This window comes from Nostoc sp. DSM 114167 (assembly GCF_052692655.1).
Window position 1 is genome coordinate 4,363,027 of the sequence record NZ_CP195116.1, and the last position, 21,134, is coordinate 4,384,160.

Here is a 21,134-nt window from a genome sequence, read left to right on the forward strand (position 1 = left end):
AATTTTTGGCAGCATAGCGCATGATGCGAACTTATTTACAGATTTTCGCTTATGCGCTATTTCCTTGCTCTCTACCTTCTACAATAAGGATAGACTTTATTGAGATTTGTATAGTTGGGGATCGGCTGTCATGGCTCCCGCCGTTTTAATTCAAAATCTGCAAAAACGTTACGGTACAGTGGTTGCCGTCCAGGATGTTTCCTTTCAGGTAGAACCAGGAGAAATTTTTGGTTTGCTTGGCCCCAACGGTGCTGGGAAAACTACTACCTTGCGTGCTTTGTGTACGTTGACCACACCGGATGCAGGCATTATCGAAGTATCTGGCATCTCTGTGTTAGATAATCCGAAAGTGGCAAGACAACGACTAGGCTACGTAGCTCAGGAAGTCGCTATAGATAAGGTGTTGACTGGAAAAGAACTGCTGCAATTGCAAGCAGCACTTTATCACCTCCCAGGCGCAGTAGCCAAACAGCGGATTGAGACGGTATTAGACTTACTCGGTTTGCAAGAATACGCCAATAAAAAGACAGGAACCTACTCAGGCGGTTTACGCAAGCGCCTAGACTTAGCTGCCGGCTTGCTCCATGCACCGGATGTTCTGGTATTGGACGAGCCAACTGTAGGGCTTGACATAGAAACCCGTTTTGTGGTATGGGATTTCCTCAGAAAATTACGCGCTTCTGGGACGACGGTAGTAATTACAAGCCATTACTTAGAAGAAATTGACGCTTTAGCCGATCGCGTGGCAATTATAGATCGCGGCGTTGTCATTGCTAGTGATACACCTTCGCAATTGAAAGATCGAGTAGGGGGCGATCGCATCACCTTGCGAATCCGCGAGTTTTCCCCGATTGAGGAAGCTGAAAAAGCCAAAAACCTCCTGAAACCTTTGCCTTTTGTCCAAGAAATCATCATCAACAGCGCTCAAGGTAATTCACTCAACTTGGTAGTGACACCTCAAAATGATGTTCTCATTAACATACAGCAAGCGCTGAATACCGCTGGCTTGCCCATATTTGGCATCGCCCAATCTCGCCCCAGCCTCGATGACGTTTATCTCGCTGCCACAGGACGCACCTTGTTGGATGCAGAACTCGCAGCCGTAGCTACCCGCGATCCCAAAGCTGAGAAGAAGCAGAATATGAGATAGAGAATGGGGAGTGAAGAAGGGAATAGGTGACAGGTTACAGGGTACAGATTATTCCTTGTCACCTGTAACCTCTCCCCTAATCCCAATCCCCAATCTAAAATCCAAAATCAAAAATCCAAAATTGCTATGAGTGTTACTCCTAAGTCTGATATCAATTGGCAGCAATTAGCATCGCCGCAAGCTGATGCTAATACTGCACCTAACTTTTTCGGTGAATTGGTACAAGAGACGTTGGCTTTAACTCGTCGCTTGTTTATTCAGTTGCAACGCCGTCCCTCATCTTTGGTTGCTGGAATTATTCAACCAGTAATGTGGTTAGTGCTATTTGGTGCTTTGTTCCAAAATGCTCCCAAGGGTATATTTGGTAATACAACAAATTACGGTCAATTTTTGGCGGCTGGCATTATTGTGTTTACAGCCTTTGCTGGGGCGCTGAATGCTGGTTTACCTGTAATGTTTGACCGCGAGTTCGGCTTTTTGAATCGTTTGCTGGTAGCACCGTTGGCATCGCGGTTTTCCATTGTCTTTGCCTCAGCCATTTTCATCATCAGCCAAAGTTTGTTGCAAGCAGCCGTAATTGTTGCAGCAGCAGCATTTTTGGGCGCAGGACTACCCAATATAGCTGGTTTAAGTGCGATCGCTTTAATTGTCTTACTCTTAGCTTTGGGTGTAACAGCCATCTCCCTCGGTTTAGCTTTTGCTTTACCCGGACATATTGAATTGATTGCAGTGATTTTTGTCACTAACCTACCGCTATTGTTTGCGAGTACTGCTTTAGCACCTCTATCCTTCATGCCTCAGTGGTTGCAGGTTGTAGCTACTCTAAATCCTCTCAGTTATGCGATCGAACCAATTCGCTATCTCTATTTCCACAATAATTGGGGACTAAGTAGTATAGTGATGCAGGCTCCTTGGGGCGATGTTACCTTTGGAGGAGCGTTGCTGGTGTTGTTTGGCTTTGCCCTAGTCGCCTTGCTGAGTATTCAACCCCAACTGCGGCGTACTCTGGCTTAAAAAGATAAAATAGATCAATTTTAGGTAGGGTCAAAACCCATGAAAAAACCATTTTTACAAATTACTAGACTCTTTGTAGCTACGGCAGCAGGAATTAGCTTTGCTTCCTTGCTCGCGGCTCAACCAAGTTCTGCTCAAATCAGCAGCCCAACGGATGCTTTCCCCAGTAATAGTACAACAGACCAAAATACCGATCCTTTCGCCCGTTCCAATTCAGACAATTTCAACATGTTCGATCTGATTCATCGGGCAAATTTCGGGACTCTCAACTGGGATTCTAACCAACAGAACGAAGAACTAAACTCAGCAGCAGCAGCCTTTAAAGCAAGGCAGCAAAAACTAATTCAAGGTCAACAACAGCAACCAACCCTCAGTTTGCCAACGGTTAGACAACCATCAGTGACGCCACCATTGATTACACCACCATCAGGTAACTGAATCAAACAAAGAACCCCAAGTCTCTAGAGGCTTGGGGCTGAAACTATTAAAAAAAACCTGAATTATCAGGTAAAAAACTACAGCCCAAGTGCAGCTAAAATATCGTTAGCATGGTTGCTGGTATTTACATTGGCGTCAACATGGGTAATTTTGCCGTTGGGGTCAATTACGTAAGTGACGCGCTTGGCATAACCACCGCCATCCACATCGAAAGCTTTGATGAGGGATTTGTCGGTGTCAGCCAGTAGGGGAAAATTCAAATTATATTTTTGGGTGAATGCTTGATGGGAGACTTCATCATCTGCACTCACTCCCAAGATGACAATATCTTTACCTTGATATTCAGACTGGGCATCCCGGAAACTACAGGCTTGTTTGGTGCAGCCTGGCGTGTCATCTTTGGGGTAAAAATATAAAACAACCGTCTTCCCTCTCAAATCAGATAGCGAGACTGTGTTGCCGTTTGTATCTTTGGCGGTAAATGCAGGTGCATCCGTACCAACTGCTAGAGGCATAATTAACCTTTCCTGTTTCAGATTGTTGATGCACTTGAAATTTTACATTAATTTATAATGTTTAAATATAATTACTAAAAAATAGGATAAATACACTTTAGGTAACTAATTTTGGTTTAATGGGGTATTTGGTACAAGAAAAAATATATTCTTAAATTAATCTTTGTTAGAAGAAAAATTTATACCAATACACAATGGCTGCTGTTGATTCCCAAAACCCAAATATTTTTGTCTATCCTCAAAGCACAGTAGAAAGAGCCGAGCGATCGCTAGTGTGTTCGCCTTTTAATGTATCTTTATTTGAAGTGATGAGACACCAGAGTGTGTCATTAACTGCGATCGCCCTAGAAAATGGACTCAAGAAGGGCTATACTAAACGCCCTTTATCAGAATTAGCCTGTAATGACGCTTTGGGGTGGTTGATTCAAGTAGGTGTATTGCGCCGAGAAGTTGATGGTCAGGGAATTACAGATAGTTTTCGCCTCACTCCCTTGGGACGTCAGTTAGTAGAACAGTACCAGGGAAAAAATTGGCGTACTCCTTCATGGCGCGATCGTTTGTATGATTCTGTAATTCGTTGGTTACGGATACCTTTTTAGAATAAAAAATCCAAGAGTTAGGATTAGGGAATCAAAGGGAACAATATATACGGAAACATCACATCTATTCATGAAGTCTTTACCATAACCATCTAATTGCAATTTGTGATGGTTATGGTGAGCATTGGGCACTTGTACTGAGCAGTTCGGCAGGTTTTTACAGGTAGCTCTGTCGAACTGTTTACTGTGAGATGTTGCCATTGGCGCAACCTCTCGTAGAAAAGTGTTGGGCATGGTGTATTATTTCTTCTCCCCTGCTCCCCTGTTGTTCGCTCTCAAAATTAACCCTGTATCTTGAAAAACTAAATGATAGCAACTATGAAATCAATTATGGTGGTGGGGACAACATCCCATGCAGGGAAATCACTTTTAACTACAGCTATTTGTCGCATTCTGTCGCGGCGTGGTTGGCGAGTGGCTCCCTTTAAAGGTCAAAATATGGCTTTAAATGCTTATGTCACTGCCAGTGGTGGAGAAATTGGCTATGCCCAAGCAGTGCAAGCTTGGGCTGCGGGAGTCGTGCCTTGGGTAGAAATGAACCCAATTCTACTCAAACCTCAAGGGGATATGACTTCTCAAGTAATTATTAAAGGTAGGTCTGTAGGTAAAGTCAGTGCTTCAGATTACTACGAGCAATATTTTGACCTGGGGTGGCGGACAATTGAAGAATCGCTACAGCATTTAGGAACGGAATTTGACATGGTGGTTTGTGAAGGTGCCGGTAGCCCTGCAGAAATTAACCTCAAGCACCGCGACTTAACTAATATGCGGGTAGCAAAACATTTAAATGCACCAACCATATTAGTAGTTGATATTGACCGGGGTGGTGCTTTTGCCCATGTCGTTGGCACCTTAGAGTTATTAGAACCAGATGAACGCGCCTTAATTAAAGGTATAGTAATTAATAAGTTTCGAGGGCAGCGATCGCTCTTAGATCCGGGGATAAAATGGTTAGAGGAACGCACAGGTATCCCCGTTATCGGTGTTATACCCTACTTGCAAGAAATGTTTCCAGCAGAAGACTCCCTTGACCTGCTAGAACGTCAATCGTCCACGAATAAAGCCCAAACTGACCTCACCATTGCCGTCATCCGCTTACCAAGAATTGCCAATTTCACCGACTTTGACCCACTGGAATCAGAAAGTACAGTTTCAATTAAATACTTAAGCCCTAAGCAAGATTTGGGACATCCTGATGCCGTAATTATCCCAGGTACAAAGACCACAATTGCTGATTTGCTATTGCTGCAAAAAAGCGGTATGGCAGAAGCGATCCAAAACTATGCTGCTTCTGGGGGAACGGTTTTAGGTATCTGCGGTGGCTATCAAATGCTCGGTCAAATCATCGCTGACCCAGAAGGGATAGAGGGGCAAGCTGGCAGATTTCAAGGGTTAAATCTTTTACCAATCAGAACTGTCATTACAGGACAAAAAATCGCCCGTCAGCGCCAAGTTAGCTCAAATTATCCCCAACAGGGCTTGCCAGTCAATGGCTTTGAAATCCATCAAGGGCGATCGCGCATCGAACAGCAAGGCATAGATCCCCAATCGTACCATGCCCTATTTGATGATATTAATTTAGGGTTAGTAGATAGTTGTCAATCGGTGTGGGGTAGTTACCTCCACGGGCTTTTTGACAATGGGCCTTGGCGACGGGCTTGGTTAAATCGCCTCCGTCAACAGCGGGGTTTAAAATCTTTGCCTACCGGTGTTGCGAACTATCGAGAACAGCGAGAGCAAATTTTGGACTCTCTAGCCATTGAAGTTGAAAGCCATTTAGACTTAAGTCTGTTTTTGTCTTAAGCTAAAATCCCTTGAAATGTCATTAGTCATTAGTCACTTGTACTGAGCTTGTCCTGAGCGTAGCCGAAGGGCGTAGTCGAAGTATTAGTCATTTGCAAACACAAAGGACAACTGACAAATGACAACTCTATTAAATGCGTAATATTGATGATTGTTCGTATCCGCTTTTTACCAGATGATGTCACAGTAGATGCCGCAGTGGGAGAAGCCCTCTTAGATGTAGCAGACCGGGCTGGGGTATTTATTCCCACCGGTTGTCTTATGGGGTCTTGTCACGCTTGCACTGTCGAATTAGAGGATGGAGAGATTGTTCGCGCTTGTATCACCGGAGTACCGCCACGCGAAAAATTGACGATTAATTTGTTTAGCGATCCTACTTGGTAATTTTTTAATCCTCTAAGTTCAAAATGTCAGATGAGGAAGTAGAGGAGAAGAAACAAGATGAGTAAGGAAAATTGTAGGTTGGGTTAAGCAAAGCGCAACCCAACAAAGCCCCGAAAATGTTGAGTTTCGTTCCTCAACTCAACCTACATATTTCAAAGTTTTTGGCACTAACCCAATCTTGGTAGTTTTTTAACCTCTAAGTTCAAAATATCAGATGAGGAAGTAGAGAAAAAGAAACAAGACAAGATGAGTAAACTTAAATACCAAATGCTTATTCAATGGTCTGATGAAGATGATTGCTTTTTAGTAGGATTCCCTGATTTTCCAGGACAACGCTGGCGGACTCATGGAGATACTTACGAGTTAGCTGTAGCAAATGGAATTGAAGCTTTAGAGTCTCTAATTATTGCTTACGAAGCTGTAGGCGAGTTACTTCCAGAACCATCTTATGAGGCTGGATTATAAGGAATTGAACTACCAAAAAGACTTGCACTAAAAAGATTGTGCAAATTCACAATTTCTATATCACCATTATCAAACTGAGCAACAACGTCATGAGATGAAGTCTCTTTCAGAATTGTTGCAATCCTACCGAGTGGATAAACTATGCATTTACCACCAATATAAAAATCGTAAGTTCCTGTATCAGCTTTAAAGCAAAGTGCTCCTTTTGAAAAAAGTGTCTTTACTTCACCAGATTCATTGATGACGTTCAAATTAATGTGACGCATTTAATTCTCCAAAAATTTACAATAAACTCATAAAAAATTATAACCTTTTCTAAGAAGTGTCATATACACATTGTTTTCTACTGCCTGTTTTTACTATGTATATCAATTAGCTTTAACATTCAGCGCGTATTCTTTAAACCTTTCCAAATCAGCTTGAATTGTTGATTCAACTATCCGCCCCAAAAACAAATTATCCATAATTTTGCCAAGAATGCCAGGGATAGCGTAGGAAATAGTCATTTTCACAATGCTACTATTGTGGCGATCGTAAAAGCGAATCGCTCCCTGATTCGGCAAACCATCAACCGATTCCCATTGGATAATTTGGTTAGGAATAACTTTGAGAATTCGGGATTGCCAATTAAATTCTAGACTGCCAGTTTTTAATTTCCAAAGAGATATATCTGGATTATCTGGCGGAATTTTCACCGAATCAATCCACTTCATCCACCGGGGCATTTGCTCTAAATCAGACCAAAGGCTCCATACTAAATCTATGGGAGCCTCTACTTCTACCTGCACAGTATGCTCTAACCAGTCTGACATTTCTTTTGTTCCTTCTCTACGAGATGCTTTGCGATCGCGTTCTTTGCACTCTTTGAAGTAGCCTGCGGCAAGCCAGTGCGTGTCTACGTTATTTCTTTAAACTCTCCAAAATCACTTTTGCTGCACGTCGTCCAGAAATAGTAGCACCTTCCATGCTGTCGATGTAGTCTTGCTGAGTATAACTGCCGGCAAGGAAGAAATTATCTACTGGTGTTTTTTGGTTGGGACGGTACGCATCCATCCCTGGCGCTTCTCGGTAAAGAGACTGAGCAAGTTTTACCACACTGTACCAAGTCATATTTAGCTCCCGCGACGAGGGAAACAGTTCATGGACTTGCTTGAGAACATGTTGTGCGATCGCTTCATTACTTTGGGTAATAAACGGATCTCCCGGTGTCAGCACTAACTGTAACAATGACCCCTGTCCTGGGCGATAATAATCAGCAGGACTAGTTAACGCTAAATCGGCAAAACAAGAAAAGTCAGCATCGGCTGTGTAAAGTAAATTATCAATTCCAGCCGCCTGATTTAGCTGTTTACGTTGCTCTCCATCGTTCAGTTCTGTTACCCAACCGTCAAAGCGTAACTGCACTGTAGCTACTGGCACTGCATCCAGTTTGTAAATATTGTCAAATTCTGACCACTTACGCCACTCTTGGGGTAAGATGCGTTGAATTCCTGGAACATCACAGGCAAAAACGTAAGCATCAGCTGCGATCGTTTCGACTGCATCACCTTGGGCAACTACTATACCAGTGACACGGGTTTGTTCGGCTGACTCAGTAAACTGAATTTCCCGAACTTGTCGGCGCGTGTAAATTTTGGTGCCCCTAGCTTCTAGATATTCCAGAATTGGTTTGTGTAAATATTCAGCTGGAGAACCTTCCAGCATTCGCAAAACTGAAGCTTCAGTTCTAACTGCAAATAGCTGAAATATGGTTAACATACAACGGGCAGACATATTTTCGCAATCAATAAATCCCAATGCGTAAGCAATGGGGTTCCACATCCGCTTGATGCTGCCATTACTCCCACCATGACTGCGAAACCAATCGGCAAAGCTAACTTTATCTAAATTGCGGATAGTTTTCATCGCCCCATTAAAGTCTACCAATCCGCGAACTACCGGACTAGTACCCAAAGCGATCGCATTTTGCAATTTATCCTGCAACGATAGTTGGGAAGTAGTGAAAAATGCCTTTAACCCATTGAAAGGCGCACCTGTAAGAAAGCGAAAATCCAAAGCACCAGTGCGCCCCCCTTTATTGATAAAAGTGTGAGTATGTTCCTTGAGGCGTAAGTTTTCTAACACCCCCACTTTTTTCATTAAGTCAAATAGTTGGTAGTAGCACCCGAAAAATACATGCAACCCCATTTCTAGATGGTTGCCATCTCCATCAACCCAACTGCCAACTTTACCACCGACAAACGGACGAGATTCAAAAATCTCTATTTCACAACCAGCATCAGCTAGATCCACTGCGGTTGCTAGCCCAGCCAGTCCCGCACCTACGATTGCAACACGCATTCCGTCGTTCCTTTTCAGTTTCTTTACAGATTGTAACTGGGTTGGTGTCGGAATTTGCTACTTAATATCAACTCCAGCAGCATATTAATGCTTGCCAATATTGATACTAAAAACTCTTTGATTACTTCTTTTAGTTCCGGTAAATGACCAGACGCGATCAAAACGCGTCTGTATCATCTAGACAAACTTTTGTCCATAGCAGCGGACTCTCAAAAGTATCAGAGATATTTTTTTGGTGGCAAAGCAGTTTTCTGGATAAGTTGTGAAAGTCACTTCTTAGTTGTTTGCATCTTTACTGTCGTCGGAGACAGGCAAACTTCTAATCAGTTCGCGAATCACATCAGTTGCAGGTCTACCTGTTTGTTGGCAATATTTTTCTAGTTTTTCCGCTTCCTGCGTTGCAAGATTAACTGTTATGCGTTTAACTGCCCATTTTTTATTTGTCATTATCATGCTATCTGCTGTATATTTAGATGGTCGAAAGGGTCTAAATTAAAGAGGGAACCGATAAGATTATCAGAGTTTGTCTCACGAAACAAGTAATACCATTAATATTAAGAATGTTTGTTTTGTCAAAGGCTCGATCATTTTCTAAAAAAATCAAAATACTACACTTTATTTGTTACTATTGTGACAGCATAAATAGCACATCGTTGCTTTTGAAGATAATAACCCTACTAACAGCATGAGTAAACCCTAACAATTAAATTTTATAAAGGAATTCAACATACCTACTGTTGACTCAATGAAGATTTCCAAAGTTATTCTCCATTGAAAGCATTTGACCTTCTCTCTTAACTAAGTTCGTCAAACCCAGTTGGAGAGAATATCTGCTAGAACATCAAAAAATAAAGCTTCAGAATCATTATCATACTGAAATGCTGCTTGACAGGAGGGTTGGAGTGGTGTGTATAGAGCGTTAATAGTGACTTAGAAAGTAGACAAATAAGCGATCGCCTTAAAACAAACACCTATATCTAACCAGACTGTAACCAAGAACTTAAGAGCTACTTGAACTGTTATCAATTTTGGCTTACTTCGATCAAGCTGATTGCTTTTCACTGTCAATATAGTAGCCCAAAAAAAAAAGGACAACGCTCAGTCTACTGAGTCTAAATTGCCAATTATCTTGGTAATTTTTGACAACAACATCTGTAATTTCACACAGACGAATTCATCCAGAATATATGTGATGTTATTTGACTGTTGCCGATAATATTTTAGTTTTGTTTCATATTTTTACAATAAATCATCGTCAGAATGTTATAAAACATTCCATCTTTTTTATCTTCTTTCTAGCGATATAGTTTGCTTTGAAAGCAGCAAGATTTTTACGATTTATCGTCTTCATTTATCTAGAGGTTATATAAATCCTTTTTAGCCAAGTAGGGCGTTAGAAGTTTGACATAAAAATTTTTCCTCATCTGTAAGCTAAGATATAAATTCCTGCAAAGAAAATTTTTGTCACAACTATTTTTATCTGGTAAGTATACCCGTAAAAAGAATCGTATATTTTATTTTTTTTAGCATTGTGTTTATTATAGCTATTATTTACGCACTTTAAATAATCTTCATTTAGACACTAGCAAACCTATTTTTTATCCTTTATAAAAAAATTACAAAGAAAAACATATTATCTGAACTTTTGCTTAATGATATTGATATATAACAGTTAAAAAAAAGATTTTAATATCTCAATGCATCAGTTAGGTTTGATTCAAGCAGTGTTTGGAGATAAAATTTTAGTGTGTTGTAGTTATTTATACTTAGCTAACTTAGATAAAATAACTAGAAAACTATGAAAATATAGGTACTTCATGAAATTTAGGTAAAGTTAGCTTCTTAAGATTGGTCGCGTATTCGTATTGACATATACGTGAATATTCATGAAAAAGTGCCGCATGCTGATAGGTACGCAGATCGCCAAGACTGAGTAGAACCGGAAATACTCTGCCTCTACTTAAAAGACTACCTACCAGGGATGGGTTGCATACTAATAGGATTTAGTTAAGGGTTAGTGGTGTAGACAATTGGTCTTTCAAGACGCGACAAAACGCCTGTCTACATCTGGGTTTTGTTGCTCATTCTGAATTGTATTGGGGTATATACAAAAGTGAAAATCCTGAACCTGTTTACTTCCCTGAAACAGTTACTCCTGAATTCAGAATTCTGAATTCAGGAGTAAAACACGCTTGATATTTAGGTAACAGACTTAGCTTGTCTAATTCACTTTCCTGGAAATCTGCTGTCAATGATGCGCCCTTACTTTCATCCCCACGTTTTGCTATGGGGTAAGACAGTACTCAGCACTGGTGAATCAACACTCTGTTGGTAAAAAGAACAGGGGTAAACGTTAAAAGGTAAAGCCTTCCCTTTTTCCCTCTCAAATGCAGTTTTAATCAATCAAATACACATCAACTTAATTTCTCATACCGATAATTTGAGATTGAGGATTGCGGCAATTCGTACAATTACTCAAATTTAAGTTGGGGCATCAGTTGGAGAGTGCCAATACCTAAATCTTTAGGTGAAAGCGATCGCCCTTCAAACAAAGCCATCATATCTCGTAACTGAGGATTGCCACGGGAGGCTCCCGTTAGTCCTTTGGCAATGATTAAGCCACAGTAGCCCTTAGTATTTTTACACCGCTGATTCCATTTTTTTCGGGCTTCGACATGAATCGGATCTTCATCTAAAAATTCCCCGAATAGGAACAATTCGCCATTTTGAGTTTGCAATAAACCTAAGTCGTAGCGATCGCCATCAAAAGGATCGGCACCTGGATTAAAGCAAATTGCTCTTAGTCCGCCCGCTGCTTCAATTCTTTCAATTACAGTCTTCGCCTTGGGCCGGGAAGTTTGAATTAGAATCACCGGCAAACCGTCACCCACTTGTTTGATTTCACTAGCCTGGTGGTAGCTGACCCCCTTTCGTAGAGAATCCAACATTTCCCAGGACACTACACCTAAGCTGAGGAAGGAATCTTCTGGTATCAAGTCATCTCGCAATGATTGGAAATCAGGGTTGTTAATCTCCTCGTCATCAATACCAAAGCCTGCCATTTCCTCTAATTCTGCTGCTAACTGCGGCATGGTAGAGACTGTTACCGACACTGATTTAGTTGATTCTTCCGACTGCGGTAGAGAAATGCGATAGCGACGGCTCAGAGTTGGGAAAATGTGTTCGTGAAGTTGGCGACGGTGATCGCGAATAAAGCGGCTCAGGCTTTCGATCGCAACCAAGATTACCAATGCTTCTTCGTCATACAAAACAGACCGTAGCCCTTCTAAAGGATGAATGTTACCAAAAGTAGGGTCAATTTCTGATAATGGCAGATCCGCCAAATCATCTTCTTCATTCTCATCTTCATCGGTTTCGTCAACGCTCTCGAAAGTGAGAAACAGGCAATCTTGCTTAAGGAACGCTTCTTCTAGATGCTCTGTTGATTCTTCATCCGTTAAAACTGCGGCGCGAAACTGTTTTAAAGACTCTTCTGAGCGATAAAACAAAATCCCATACTCCATTCCCAGCATTCCCATAACTGAGGCGTAGAGTGTGCCAACATCCCACCGATTAATCTCGATTGACAAAATTTGCTGTTCTTCCAAAAATTCCCAAGGTGCTGCTTGCCAAATTGCAAATGCTTTCTCTCGCAAGATTTGCGCATACTGTGGGGGTAAATCGGGGGTTTGACTATCGAGGATGTCGGCGAATCCCCGAAATAGTTCGTCAATTAAAGGCAGTTCTGGTGCGTAGTCAATAGCGATATCCAAATCTTGCAGCACTCCCCGCAGGTAAAATTGGATCTCGCGGTCTTTGACTACAATTCTTTGGGGTCTAGCAGGTCTTGCCGGACTTTGGGGATGCTCCATTGCTTGCATTAAGGTGCGAACTATTGCTTCTGGGCCGGTATCAGAAGCTACCACGTCCATTCCTCGAACAACACCTTGAGAGTAATCTACCCAAAGAATGCATTCTCCCTTTGCCTCTGAGTCTGAGTGCTGGTTTGGTGATGACAACGGACGGCGATCGCCCTCCCATACAGAAGGAATTTGAGTTAATTTCTTCAACCGACGACTGGTAGAGCGATTAAAACTTGTCATAGAAATCAAAAGAAGCAATTTGGAAGTAAACTTTGGGGGCTAGCTAGCCTCGGATTAAATTTTTATGGCTGCACCTGAAGGGTGGTTGCTTCTGTTGCTGCCGTAAGGCTTGAATTTTAAGAATACCGAATGTATAAACACATTGAGTCTCTCAATTCTAGAATAAAAATCTTTGGCTACTTTTGACGGAGTGTTTACAATTTGGTATCTAGCAACATCTAAGCCGCTAGAATGAATACAAAAACACTTAACGAGCAACCCAGAAGCATTACAAGCCGATATAGGGTAACGCTTATACTAATTAAGGAGTTGAAAAGCAGATGACACAAGCAATTGAAGCTCAACAACGCGGAATTCTGTTGAGCGAAGCCGCATTGCACCAGGTAAAATCCCTCCGGGACAAGCAAGGCACAGACTTGTGCTTACGGGTAGGAGTGCGTCAGGGTGGGTGTTCTGGGATGTCTTACATGATGGACTTTGAAGATACCAGCAAGATCGCTCCTGATGATGAAGTTTTTGATTATGATGGCTTCAAAATTGTCAGCGATCGCAAGAGTCTGTTATATCTCTACGGTTTAATGCTTGATTACAGCGATGCTATGATTGGCGGTGGTTTCCAATTTACTAACCCCAATGCTAATCAAACTTGTGGTTGCGGCAAATCATTTGGGGTGTAATATTGTCAGTTGTCATTTGTCATTTGTCTTTTACAAATGACCAATGGCTAATGACTAATGACTAATGACCAATGACTAATGACCAATGACTAATACAGTTGAATCCCTGTTTGATACAGGTTTAGAACGCTATAAAGCAGGAGAATCAGCAGAATCTTTAATCCCTGTATTTAAAGAAGTGTGCGATCGCGCTCCTAAAACTAGTGCAGCTTGGGTTTGTTTAGCGTGGTTGTATCTACTCGATAACAAACCCAATTTGGCTTACAAAGCCGGACAGAAGGCAGTCAAGCTAAATCCACAAGATCCCCAAGCTAGAATCAATCTCGCCTTAGCAATGTTAGAAACAAAGCAAAAAGGTTTGCGGGAACATATTGATGTAGCACAACAGTTGATTTTTGTCAACGAAGAATGGAGTGATGAAATAAAAAATAGTATTGAGGACGGTTTAAGTAGAAAACCAGATTGGCAAAGTTTAACAAAAGTCAAAAGTTGGCTATTTGAAAAATAAAAGATGGGGAGTGGGGACTTTTAAGAGGCAGGGGGGCAGGGGGAGATGTGGTTCGACTGCGCTCACCAACCGGGAGATGAGGGAGATGAGGGGACAAGGAGATAAACAAAACTCCTAACTCCTAACTCCTAACTCCTAACTCAGCACTCTTAACGCCCAATTCCCAATGCCCAGTACCCAATCCAATCATGAAAGATAAATTGTTAAATTGGCTAAACATGGTTTTAGTCGCCGATGTTTTTTTGGTTTTGTTTGGCTTTAGCTGGTTAGCGATCGCTGCGATCGGTGATGCCGCAGGAGTAAACCTGGGTTTGGATTTGTGGCATCAACTGTGGCAACCCTTGTTTAACCCCGCAATTGGCATCCTCATGGGCGGTGCAATTCTCAGCGGTATTATCAGTTGGGTTTCCAAAAAATTTCTTTCTAGCCAATAGTCAAAAAATCAGGTATGGGGCAATTCAATTTTGGATTTTGGATTTGAGATTTTGGATTAAATTTCAATCTAAAATCCAAAATCTCAAATCTAAAATTCTTACTCCCCACTCCCTTTTAATTAAGAATTTGTGTTAATGCCGATTGCAAATTAGGATATTTGTACTCAAAGCCTGTTTGCACAGTGCGTTTTGGGATAACTTGTTGACCTTCTAAAACTACTATTGCCCCGTCTCCTAAAAGAGCTTCAATCGCAAAAGCAGGAACAGGCAACCAAGAAGGGCGATTCATCACTTGTCCCAAAGTTTGGCTTAAATCTGCCATCCTAACTGGGTTAGGGGCAGTGGCATTATATACACCTTCTATTTCCGGTTTAGTTAAAGCTTGCAAAATCAGGTTAACTAAATCGTCTACGTGAATCCATGAGAACCACTGCCGACCACTGCCAATAGGCCCGCCAGCAAAGAGTTTGAAAGGCGGAATCATTTTACCTAAAGCACCACCATTACCCAAGACAATCCCAAAACGCAGAATTACCAGTCGCACACCAGCATCTTTTACTTTTCTCGCTTCAGCTTCCCAGGCTTGGCAGACTTGGGCAAGAAAATCGTTACCAGATGGACTGGTTTCATCAAAGGTAGCCGTTTCACTGGTGCCGTAGTAGCCAATAGCTGAAGCGTTAATTAACACTGATGGTTTAGGATTAGCGTTGGCTATTGCTTCAACTATTTTTTGTGTACCTAACTTTCGGCTATTGAAAATTTCTTGTTTCCGTTCTGGTGTCCAGCGTCCTTCACCAATAGGTTCTCCTGCCAAATTAACTACGCTATCACAACTAGCAATGACACTTTGCCAAGAACCAGATGCATTTGGTGTATGGGCAACAATTTCTACATTAGGAAAAGCCTCAGATGGAAAAACCTTTTGAGCAAAAGTGGTATTCCGAGTTAATGCTACTATCTTATGACCTTCTTTGTGTAATCGTTGTACCAAACGACTACCGACAAATCCTGTTGCTCCGGTAATTGCGACTTTCATTTTCTACCTCAGCCAAACCTTTATTGTAAAGTTTTCGATCGAACTTTCAGCTTACCAAAGAAGGCAGGAGGCAGAGGAGCAGAGGAGCAGAGGAGCACTTCGGCTACGCTCAGTGACCGAGGAGCAGGGGAGCAGAGGAGATATGTTTTAGAATGCAATGTTAGTGTCACTATACATTAATGAGGCTTTGAACTCCTTTAATGAGCTTTTGATACTCATTAATGAGGCTTTGATACTCATTAATCAGCCTTTGAACTCCTTTAATGAGACTTTGATACTCATTAATGAGGCTTTGAACTCCTTTAATCAGCCTTTGAACTCCTTTAATGAGGCTTTGATACTCATTAATGAGGCTTTGAACTCCTTTAATCAGCCTTTGAACTCCTTTAATGAGGCTTTGATACTCATTAATGAGGCTTTGAACTCCTTTAATCAGCCTTTGATACTTGCAGACGTAGCTTGGAACTTTTCCCCTGCTCCTCTGCTCCTCTGCCCCCTGCCCCCTGCCCCCTGCCCCCTGCTTCCTCACTGACTGTATATCCGGTAATACCTACTCTCAAAAACTTTGATTTTTTAATGACTTTATATTTAGATACTTCGGTATTATAGGATGGACGGAGTGTTGCAAGGCTTGGGGCTATTATGGCTCGCTATACCTGTTCATTTATTATTTCTGTTCCTAGTGACCATCTGGTGCCGTTACTTGTAGAACTTCTACAGGACTGTCAGTTGGATATTCAGTATCACACAGCCGAATATATTATCGGTCGTGAGGTTCCTGGAAATGTTCCTTTTCCTAAATTAATAACAGTAGAAGTACTGATTGACAAATCAAAATCTACTGAAACAGAAACCCGGATGAGTATTGTGATTAAAAATGAAGAACTACCAATTCACCTAGATAATTACTGCCGACAAATGTTTGAGTTAATCAAGCAAGCTATTGAAAGTAGCCGCCATTGGCATTTGATTGAAAGTATTGCAGGATAGTTTTGGTGATTGAATTGATACTTCCACGGACTCAAACCGTGGGAGTACCAGACTGTGATTGGTAATTATAATTCACTCTCCTAGTCCTCTAAATCCTCGGCCATACCGGGGTTTATCAGTGTAATGTCGTACTCGCTCGAATCCGTTTGTCCTAAACGCTGAGTGTTTCTTAAAAGGTAATAAATGGCACGTACTTGAGGCCCAAAAACGATCTCGTCTTCATTTTTGAGATCGTGGGCTGGTATCTTGCGTCCATTAATCATCAAACCATTGGAACTAGGCTTACCTTTGGCATCGCCATCTACAATCCGGTAATAGTAGCTATGACTATTATGCTCTCGTGGCAATCTCACTAATGTGGCATGGCGGCGGGAGACAAACTGCGACATCAAACGGATATTACATTCGCGGTCTCTACCAATAGAGTAGACAGGGTGCTCCAGAGAAAATTCTTTGCGACCTTGATCGTCTTCAATAATTAGTAGATGGTTTTCATTGGTTTCTGCTGCCATTGACAAATCGTGGAACTGTAATTGATTAAACTTTGTTTAGTATCGTATCTTGCCATTTTTGCGCACCAAAAGTTTGTGGTGCTAATCTAAATAAGCTTTAAAATTGCATAATACCTTGAAAGAGTAGAACATGGCCGTTCTACTCCAGTAGCTATGATAGCTTTGGTAAGTGTCTTAATCTGACGACTGACTTCTGAATTCTGTTTTGATAACCAAGATTTGTGGTGGCAAATTGGACGTGTAAAGGAGTATTCTACACGCGATGAGCGAATCGCCGTAATAATATTGAGTTGGTGACGACGCTAACAGAACTAAAAGCCATTAATGCAGCAGCACCAGATGGATTAAGCACAAAACCCAGACTAGGAAATAAAACACCTGCTGCTAAAGGAATGCCAAGTGTATTATATGCAAAAGCCCAGAATAAATTTTGGCGGATTTTGTTGAATGTGGCGCGACTAAGCTGAATAGATTCGACGACATCGTTTAGGCGATCGCGCATTAAAATAATTTCAGCAGTTTCCATCGCCACATCTGTCCCGGAGTGTAAAGCAATTCCGACATCAGCTTGGGATAAAGCTGGAGCATCGTTGATGCCATCTCCTACCATTGCAATTATTGAGTGTGTAGAGACGCGATTAATCGCGTCTGTACGGAGTGAGAAGTTAGGAGTTTTCTTTGCCCCCTTGTCTCCTTGTCCTCCTTGTCCCCTTGTCCCTTCTAACTGAAGAGACTGTATTGCCGCTGCTTTTTTAGCTGGGGGAACACCTGCGATTACATCAGCGCTATCTAATCCTAGTTGTTTAGCTATGGCGCTAGCTGCTTCTAGACGATCGCCACTGAGCAACATTACCCGTAAGCCCATCTGATGCAATTTGTCTACAGTGGATCGAGCATCCGATCTAAGGGTATCAGAAACACCAATTAGTCCGGCGAAAGTTCCGCCAATTGCTACACAAACGACTGTTTTACCATCTGTTGCCAAATCCTGTGCTAACTGTTGTGCGGTTTCGTTAATGGCAATGCCGTGCCAACTTAACCATTCCCAGTTACCCAACAATACAACTGTGCCCTCGATCGCAGCAGATACCCCTAGCCCTGGTTCCGTGTGAAAGTCTACAGCCTCTGGAATAGATAACTGTTGCCGTTGTGCTTCTTGTTGAATCGCTTTTGCTAGGGGATGGTAAGTACCGCTTTCTACGGCGGCTGCTAGTTGGATTAGGGAGTAGGCTTGCCGTGAGCGTAGCCGAACGGGAGTAGGCTTGCCGTGAGCGTAGCCGAACGGGAGTTGTGAGTGAGGTTGACTACTCTTTATTCCCCACTCACCATTCCCCATTTCCTCAATTAGCAGACAATCTGTAACTATGGGATTACCTGTGGTAAGAGTGCCAGTTTTATCAAATACTACGGTGTTTAACTGGTGTATTTTTTCTAAAACATCGCCACCTTTGATTAACAAACCTCTTTCTGCGCCCATAGCAGTTCCAACCAGAATGGCTGTTGGTGTGGCAAGTCCCAAGGCACAGGGACAAGCGACTACCATAACTGCGATCGCTAGTTTTAAACTGATTAGGAGTGATGAGTGCTGAGTGCTGAGTGCTGTTAGCGGTAGCGGGGCGTTTAGCCCGTGGTGGGCTTCATGTGTAGCGTGGCTCATCATTTCCATACCACCAGACATGGTGATATTAGCCCAGATGTGAGTACCGAAAAAATACCAAAAGAAAAATGTTAAAACAGATGCTGTTAGTACTCCGTAGGTAAAATAACCAGCTACTGTATCTGCTAATTTCTGTACTGGTGCTTTCCGAGTTTGGGCGGCTTCTACTAAGGCGACAATTCGAGCTAGAGTTGTATCACTTCCAATCCGGGTTGCCCGAATAGCGATCGCTCCTGACTGGTTTAGTGTTCCCCCTGTCACCATATCTCCTGGTTTTTTGATTATTGGCACTGCTTCCCCGGTTAGCATTGATTCATCAACCGTTGTTTGACCAACCACCACTTCACCATCAACGGGGATTTTATCACCTGGCAGCACTTGTAAGCATTCACCGACACGCACCTGTTCAGCAGGAATTTCAACACTAGAAGAACCCATTCCGGCTTTCTCTGGATTGGCTATCAATCGCGCTAAGAGTGGCTGGAGTGCTAGCAATTTCCTAAATGCAGCCGCCGCACGACCTCTAGCTTGTTGCTCTAATGTCCTTCCTAAGAGAATAAAGCCCAGCATCATTACTGGCTCGTCAAAGAAGCACTCCCAACCTAATTGGGGAAAAAGCAGTGCTACTAAACTAGCAATGTAGGCTGTCAGCGTTCCCAATCCTACTAGGGTGTTCATGTTAGGCGCATTTCGTCGCCAGCCCAGCCAGCCATCTACTAAAATCGGGCGACCGGGAATTAACAGCGCCACTGTTGCTAGTCCACAGTGAAACCAAATATTATTTAGCACTGGTAGCACTGAGCTACCAAGATTACCAAAATGTCCACTTCCCGACAATATCAGCAACAGCGCTGCGATCGCTAACTGCCATAGAGAAGAACGCATTTCTCGACGTTGTCGTTCTGCTGGATCTGGTAAGGTTGATATTTCGCCTGCTACTGTGCCATTAGCTTTTCGGGGTTGAGTCGGGAATCCAACGGCTGTTAATCGCTGTGCCAGTGCATCTGCATCTATTGCACCAACTTCTGACTCTACAACTGCTACCTCTGTGGCCAGGTTCACACAGGCACTCTTGACTCCTGGATGTTGGGTCAGCTGTCGCTCTACTGCGTTCACACACCCAGCACACTTCATACCCCCAACATCTAAAATAATCTTCTCTAGGATTGGGTCAGGTTCTAGGGCTGGCTTAGTTTTCGGGACAAGTTGCATGGCTTGTGTTTAGATTCGCTACAGAAATTCAACGCCTGACTAAAAGCGTCTCTAATTCGAGCGTAGGCTAAATATGGAACTATGACTCAATGTCAACCATATTAAAATTATTAATTTATCGTACTTCGTTGAGCATCAAGACTATCGCTGCATTTTAATTCAACGTTCCAAGTTATCAGATTTTTCTGTAGGGTTCTGAATTTGAAATTTGAAATTACCCTACAGGGGGTTGACATTTCCAACGTCTATAAGTGATATAAATAATTGCTGCCACCTGTATTGGCGCGATCGCAATCAGGTTTTTGAAGAAATAGTTGATTTCTAAATGAGATATAACGCTGAAATATCCTAAGCCTAACAAGAAGAACATTGCCCAGTTAAGCTGTTTAGGTTTGAAATTGAGCATATTAATAAAAATAAATATAGAAGGTAAAAGTGCTGTATAACTTTTATTAAAGGTAAAAGGTGAAGCGAAAGGGAAAAAGGATGTTTCTTTAGTTGCTAACCTTTATCCCTGCGCTTTTGCTGCAATTCTCAGCTTGGAAACGTGTGTTAACATTTGCTTCCAGTAAGAAAGCTATTCTTGCACTAAGTAGAAGGACTAAATTAAACCTAACTCGCTCTCGCCGGGTTTCGACTGCGCTCAACCCTCAATGAATAAGCTTACCGAGCATTGAGCGAAGTCGAAATGCGTCTTCTAAATAATTGTGTCCACCTACTTAGAACCAGCCCTGCTTATTTTCAAAATAGGTATTTACAAATCCTTCAGGGGATTTATTTAAGTAGATCATGCCTTCAATTAAACCTACAAGTTGCATAACTAACAAAGCAACGCCGTAGGTAAAAGAACCCCCAACGACAGAAATCACTAACATGATAAAGCCTTCCGAAGCGTATCCTAGAATAAACTTATGAACCCCAAACGCTCCCAGAATAATGCCACAGTAACCAGCTAGAAGTTGTTTGGTAGGGTGACTGGGGTTAAGATTTGCCATATAAGTGCTGCTCCTTGATAAGTGAGTATAAAAATAAAGTCTTTATTGTAATGGAAGCAAATACATTTACTTGCTTAATAAATAGATTTTTAATTTTTTCAGTCTGAGTAAGTCTCAAGATGAATAATTAAAATCAACGTGCTTCTATTCCAGAGGAGACGCCAAGATGTCTTGCGCTATAGGCCGAACTGGCGCTCCTTGATGACTTTTGCTGGATTTGACGATCGCAAACCCTGGTGCAGCAGTTTTGCAGATTTTTCGCTCAGACATTTATCTTGAGCAGAATCAATCTTAAATAATCA

Annotated in this window: 24 protein-coding genes; 11 read left to right on the forward strand and 13 right to left on the reverse strand. The window is 42.1% G+C overall.

Going from position 1 to position 21,134, the window contains the following annotated elements:
• Window positions 1–130 precede the first annotated feature (130 nt).
• The 3 genes from NSTC731_RS18670 to NSTC731_RS18680 all read left to right on the forward strand — a co-directional run bounded on the left by NSTC731_RS18670 (window position 131) and on the right by NSTC731_RS18680 (window position 2,602).
• Window positions 131–1,150 (forward strand): ABC transporter ATP-binding protein, encoded by a 1,020-nt coding sequence (locus NSTC731_RS18670; protein WP_445626254.1) that lies wholly within the window; start codon window positions 131–133, stop codon window positions 1,148–1,150.
• 126 nt (window positions 1,151–1,276) lie between these two features.
• Window positions 1,277–2,164, forward strand: a complete 888-nt coding sequence (locus tag NSTC731_RS18675) for an ABC transporter permease (RefSeq protein ID WP_445626255.1) — start codon at window positions 1,277–1,279, stop codon at window positions 2,162–2,164.
• A gap of 39 nt (window positions 2,165–2,203) precedes the next feature.
• Window positions 2,204–2,602, forward strand: a complete 399-nt coding sequence (locus NSTC731_RS18680) for a hypothetical protein (RefSeq protein ID WP_445626256.1) — start codon at window positions 2,204–2,206, stop codon at window positions 2,600–2,602.
• A 77-nt stretch (window positions 2,603–2,679) separates the two neighbouring features.
• Here the strand turns inward: NSTC731_RS18680 and NSTC731_RS18685 are convergent, their stop codons facing one another.
• Window positions 2,680–3,117 carry a peroxiredoxin gene (locus NSTC731_RS18685; protein ID WP_445626257.1) on the reverse strand — a complete coding sequence of 146 codons (438 nt, stop codon included), beginning with the start codon at window positions 3,115–3,117 and terminating at the stop codon, window positions 2,680–2,682.
• A gap of 194 nt (window positions 3,118–3,311) precedes the next feature.
• Here NSTC731_RS18685 and NSTC731_RS18690 point away from each other — a divergent pair, with 194 nt between their 5' ends.
• The 4 genes from NSTC731_RS18690 (at window position 3,312) to NSTC731_RS18705 (ending at window position 6,368) form a co-directional block, all read left to right on the forward strand.
• A complete protein-coding gene (locus NSTC731_RS18690) occupies window positions 3,312–3,716 on the forward strand; it encodes an Npun_F0494 family protein (protein ID WP_445626258.1) in 405 nt (134 codons plus the stop codon).
• Between the two features lie 318 nt (window positions 3,717–4,034).
• Entirely contained in the window at window positions 4,035–5,519 is a 1,485-nt protein-coding gene (cobQ, locus tag NSTC731_RS18695; protein ID WP_445632123.1) for a cobyric acid synthase CobQ, read from the forward strand.
• Window positions 5,520–5,666: 147 nt separating this feature from the next.
• The gene (locus NSTC731_RS18700) at window positions 5,667–5,903 is read left to right on the forward strand and encodes a 2Fe-2S iron-sulfur cluster-binding protein (protein WP_445626259.1); all 237 of its coding nucleotides are present in this window, start codon (window positions 5,667–5,669) and stop codon (window positions 5,901–5,903) included.
• 246 nt (window positions 5,904–6,149) lie between these two features.
• A complete protein-coding gene (locus NSTC731_RS18705) occupies window positions 6,150–6,368 on the forward strand; it encodes a type II toxin-antitoxin system HicB family antitoxin (RefSeq protein ID WP_445626260.1) in 219 nt (72 codons plus the stop codon).
• On the opposite strand, the gene NSTC731_RS18710 is transcribed toward NSTC731_RS18705, so the two are convergent.
• The 5 genes from NSTC731_RS18710 to NSTC731_RS18730 form a co-directional block, all read right to left on the reverse strand.
• Complete coding sequence (locus tag NSTC731_RS18710; protein ID WP_445626261.1) at window positions 6,350–6,634, reverse strand: hypothetical protein; 285 nt, start codon at window positions 6,632–6,634, stop codon at window positions 6,350–6,352. The two genes, NSTC731_RS18705 and NSTC731_RS18710, sit on opposite strands and share 19 nt — an antisense overlap.
• A gap of 102 nt (window positions 6,635–6,736) precedes the next feature.
• Window positions 6,737–7,180 (reverse strand): SRPBCC family protein, encoded by a 444-nt coding sequence (locus tag NSTC731_RS18715; RefSeq protein ID WP_322701381.1) that lies wholly within the window; start codon window positions 7,178–7,180, stop codon window positions 6,737–6,739.
• Window positions 7,181–7,268: 88 nt separating this feature from the next.
• A complete protein-coding gene (zds, locus tag NSTC731_RS18720; protein ID WP_445626262.1) occupies window positions 7,269–8,708 on the reverse strand; it encodes a 9,9'-di-cis-zeta-carotene desaturase in 1,440 nt (479 codons plus the stop codon).
• 276 nt (window positions 8,709–8,984) lie between these two features.
• Window positions 8,985–9,161: a CopG family transcriptional regulator gene (locus NSTC731_RS18725; protein WP_292857258.1), complete on the reverse strand. Its 177-nt coding sequence runs from the start codon at window positions 9,159–9,161 to the stop codon at window positions 8,985–8,987.
• A gap of 2,018 nt (window positions 9,162–11,179) precedes the next feature.
• Window positions 11,180–12,811 carry a DUF6930 domain-containing protein gene (locus tag NSTC731_RS18730; RefSeq protein WP_445626263.1) on the reverse strand — a complete coding sequence of 544 codons (1,632 nt, stop codon included), beginning with the start codon at window positions 12,809–12,811 and terminating at the stop codon, window positions 11,180–11,182.
• Window positions 12,812–13,131: 320 nt separating this feature from the next.
• Here NSTC731_RS18730 and NSTC731_RS18735 point away from each other — a divergent pair, with 320 nt between their 5' ends.
• From NSTC731_RS18735 to NSTC731_RS18745, 3 genes are all read left to right on the forward strand, one after another.
• Window positions 13,132–13,488 carry a HesB/IscA family protein gene (locus NSTC731_RS18735; protein WP_445626264.1) on the forward strand — a complete coding sequence of 119 codons (357 nt, stop codon included), beginning with the start codon at window positions 13,132–13,134 and terminating at the stop codon, window positions 13,486–13,488.
• An 85-nt stretch (window positions 13,489–13,573) separates the two neighbouring features.
• Window positions 13,574–13,996, forward strand: coding sequence for a tetratricopeptide repeat protein (locus tag NSTC731_RS18740; RefSeq protein ID WP_445626265.1), 423 nt, complete (start codon window positions 13,574–13,576; stop codon window positions 13,994–13,996).
• A 188-nt stretch (window positions 13,997–14,184) separates the two neighbouring features.
• On the forward strand, window positions 14,185–14,430 hold the full coding sequence (locus NSTC731_RS18745; protein ID WP_445626266.1) for a hypothetical protein: 246 nt from the start codon (window positions 14,185–14,187) through the stop codon (window positions 14,428–14,430).
• A 115-nt stretch (window positions 14,431–14,545) separates the two neighbouring features.
• Here the strand turns inward: NSTC731_RS18745 and thyD are convergent, their stop codons facing one another.
• Complete coding sequence (gene thyD, locus NSTC731_RS18750; RefSeq protein ID WP_445626267.1) at window positions 14,546–15,466, reverse strand: thylakoid membrane protein ThyD; 921 nt, start codon at window positions 15,464–15,466, stop codon at window positions 14,546–14,548.
• Between the two features lie 169 nt (window positions 15,467–15,635).
• On the reverse strand, window positions 15,636–15,995 hold the full coding sequence (locus NSTC731_RS18755) for a hypothetical protein (protein WP_445626268.1): 360 nt from the start codon (window positions 15,993–15,995) through the stop codon (window positions 15,636–15,638).
• A 113-nt stretch (window positions 15,996–16,108) separates the two neighbouring features.
• On the opposite strand from NSTC731_RS18755, the gene NSTC731_RS18760 reads away from it, so the two are divergent.
• Window positions 16,109–16,456, forward strand: coding sequence for a hypothetical protein (locus tag NSTC731_RS18760; RefSeq protein ID WP_322693640.1), 348 nt, complete (start codon window positions 16,109–16,111; stop codon window positions 16,454–16,456).
• An 80-nt stretch (window positions 16,457–16,536) separates the two neighbouring features.
• Here the strand turns inward: NSTC731_RS18760 and NSTC731_RS18765 are convergent, their stop codons facing one another.
• The 5 genes from NSTC731_RS18765 to NSTC731_RS18785 all read right to left on the reverse strand — a co-directional run bounded on the left by NSTC731_RS18765 (window position 16,537) and on the right by NSTC731_RS18785 (window position 21,102).
• Window positions 16,537–16,974, reverse strand: a complete 438-nt coding sequence (locus NSTC731_RS18765; protein WP_445626269.1) for an FHA domain-containing protein — start codon at window positions 16,972–16,974, stop codon at window positions 16,537–16,539.
• A gap of 247 nt (window positions 16,975–17,221) precedes the next feature.
• Entirely contained in the window at window positions 17,222–19,837 is a 2,616-nt protein-coding gene (locus tag NSTC731_RS18770; protein ID WP_445626270.1) for a heavy metal translocating P-type ATPase, read from the reverse strand.
• Between the two features lie 214 nt (window positions 19,838–20,051).
• On the reverse strand, window positions 20,052–20,243 hold the full coding sequence (locus tag NSTC731_RS18775) for a hypothetical protein (protein ID WP_445626271.1): 192 nt from the start codon (window positions 20,241–20,243) through the stop codon (window positions 20,052–20,054).
• 313 nt (window positions 20,244–20,556) lie between these two features.
• The gene (locus tag NSTC731_RS18780) at window positions 20,557–20,832 is read right to left on the reverse strand and encodes a TM2 domain-containing protein (RefSeq protein ID WP_445626272.1); all 276 of its coding nucleotides are present in this window, start codon (window positions 20,830–20,832) and stop codon (window positions 20,557–20,559) included.
• A 144-nt stretch (window positions 20,833–20,976) separates the two neighbouring features.
• Window positions 20,977–21,102 carry a hypothetical protein gene (locus tag NSTC731_RS18785; RefSeq protein WP_445626273.1) on the reverse strand — a complete coding sequence of 42 codons (126 nt, stop codon included), beginning with the start codon at window positions 21,100–21,102 and terminating at the stop codon, window positions 20,977–20,979.
• Between the last annotated feature and the right edge of the window lie 32 nt (window positions 21,103–21,134).

What these genes read in the sequence shown, in the direction of transcription:
- NSTC731_RS18770 (WP_445626270.1), bottom strand. Translation starts at nt 19,837, where the DNA reads ATGCAACTTGTCCCGAAAACTAAGCCAGCCCTAGAACCTGACCCAATC.
- NSTC731_RS18730 (WP_445626263.1), bottom strand. Translation starts at nt 12,811, where the DNA reads ATGACAAGTTTTAATCGCTCTACCAGTCGTCGGTTGAAGAAATTAACT.
- NSTC731_RS18785 (WP_445626273.1), bottom strand. Translation starts at nt 21,102, where the DNA reads ATGTCTGAGCGAAAAATCTGCAAAACTGCTGCACCAGGGTTTGCGATC.
- NSTC731_RS18705 (WP_445626260.1), top strand. Translation starts at nt 6,150, where the DNA reads ATGAGTAAACTTAAATACCAAATGCTTATTCAATGGTCTGATGAAGAT.
- zds (WP_445626262.1), bottom strand. Translation starts at nt 8,708, where the DNA reads ATGCGTGTTGCAATCGTAGGTGCGGGACTGGCTGGGCTAGCAACCGCA.
- NSTC731_RS18780 (WP_445626272.1), bottom strand. Translation starts at nt 20,832, where the DNA reads ATGGCAAATCTTAACCCCAGTCACCCTACCAAACAACTTCTAGCTGGT.
- NSTC731_RS18675 (WP_445626255.1), top strand. Translation starts at nt 1,277, where the DNA reads ATGAGTGTTACTCCTAAGTCTGATATCAATTGGCAGCAATTAGCATCG.
- NSTC731_RS18775 (WP_445626271.1), bottom strand. Translation starts at nt 20,243, where the DNA reads ATGCTCAATTTCAAACCTAAACAGCTTAACTGGGCAATGTTCTTCTTG.
- thyD (WP_445626267.1), bottom strand. Translation starts at nt 15,466, where the DNA reads ATGAAAGTCGCAATTACCGGAGCAACAGGATTTGTCGGTAGTCGTTTG.
- NSTC731_RS18760 (WP_322693640.1), top strand. Translation starts at nt 16,109, where the DNA reads ATGGCTCGCTATACCTGTTCATTTATTATTTCTGTTCCTAGTGACCAT.
- NSTC731_RS18670 (WP_445626254.1), top strand. Translation starts at nt 131, where the DNA reads ATGGCTCCCGCCGTTTTAATTCAAAATCTGCAAAAACGTTACGGTACA.
- NSTC731_RS18745 (WP_445626266.1), top strand. Translation starts at nt 14,185, where the DNA reads ATGAAAGATAAATTGTTAAATTGGCTAAACATGGTTTTAGTCGCCGAT.
- NSTC731_RS18690 (WP_445626258.1), top strand. Translation starts at nt 3,312, where the DNA reads ATGGCTGCTGTTGATTCCCAAAACCCAAATATTTTTGTCTATCCTCAA.
- NSTC731_RS18680 (WP_445626256.1), top strand. Translation starts at nt 2,204, where the DNA reads ATGAAAAAACCATTTTTACAAATTACTAGACTCTTTGTAGCTACGGCA.
- NSTC731_RS18740 (WP_445626265.1), top strand. Translation starts at nt 13,574, where the DNA reads ATGACTAATACAGTTGAATCCCTGTTTGATACAGGTTTAGAACGCTAT.
- cobQ (WP_445632123.1), top strand. Translation starts at nt 4,035, where the DNA reads ATGAAATCAATTATGGTGGTGGGGACAACATCCCATGCAGGGAAATCA.
- NSTC731_RS18735 (WP_445626264.1), top strand. Translation starts at nt 13,132, where the DNA reads ATGACACAAGCAATTGAAGCTCAACAACGCGGAATTCTGTTGAGCGAA.
- NSTC731_RS18715 (WP_322701381.1), bottom strand. Translation starts at nt 7,180, where the DNA reads ATGTCAGACTGGTTAGAGCATACTGTGCAGGTAGAAGTAGAGGCTCCC.
- NSTC731_RS18685 (WP_445626257.1), bottom strand. Translation starts at nt 3,117, where the DNA reads ATGCCTCTAGCAGTTGGTACGGATGCACCTGCATTTACCGCCAAAGAT.
- NSTC731_RS18725 (WP_292857258.1), bottom strand. Translation starts at nt 9,161, where the DNA reads ATGATAATGACAAATAAAAAATGGGCAGTTAAACGCATAACAGTTAAT.
- NSTC731_RS18710 (WP_445626261.1), bottom strand. Translation starts at nt 6,634, where the DNA reads ATGCGTCACATTAATTTGAACGTCATCAATGAATCTGGTGAAGTAAAG.
- NSTC731_RS18700 (WP_445626259.1), top strand. Translation starts at nt 5,667, where the DNA reads ATGATTGTTCGTATCCGCTTTTTACCAGATGATGTCACAGTAGATGCC.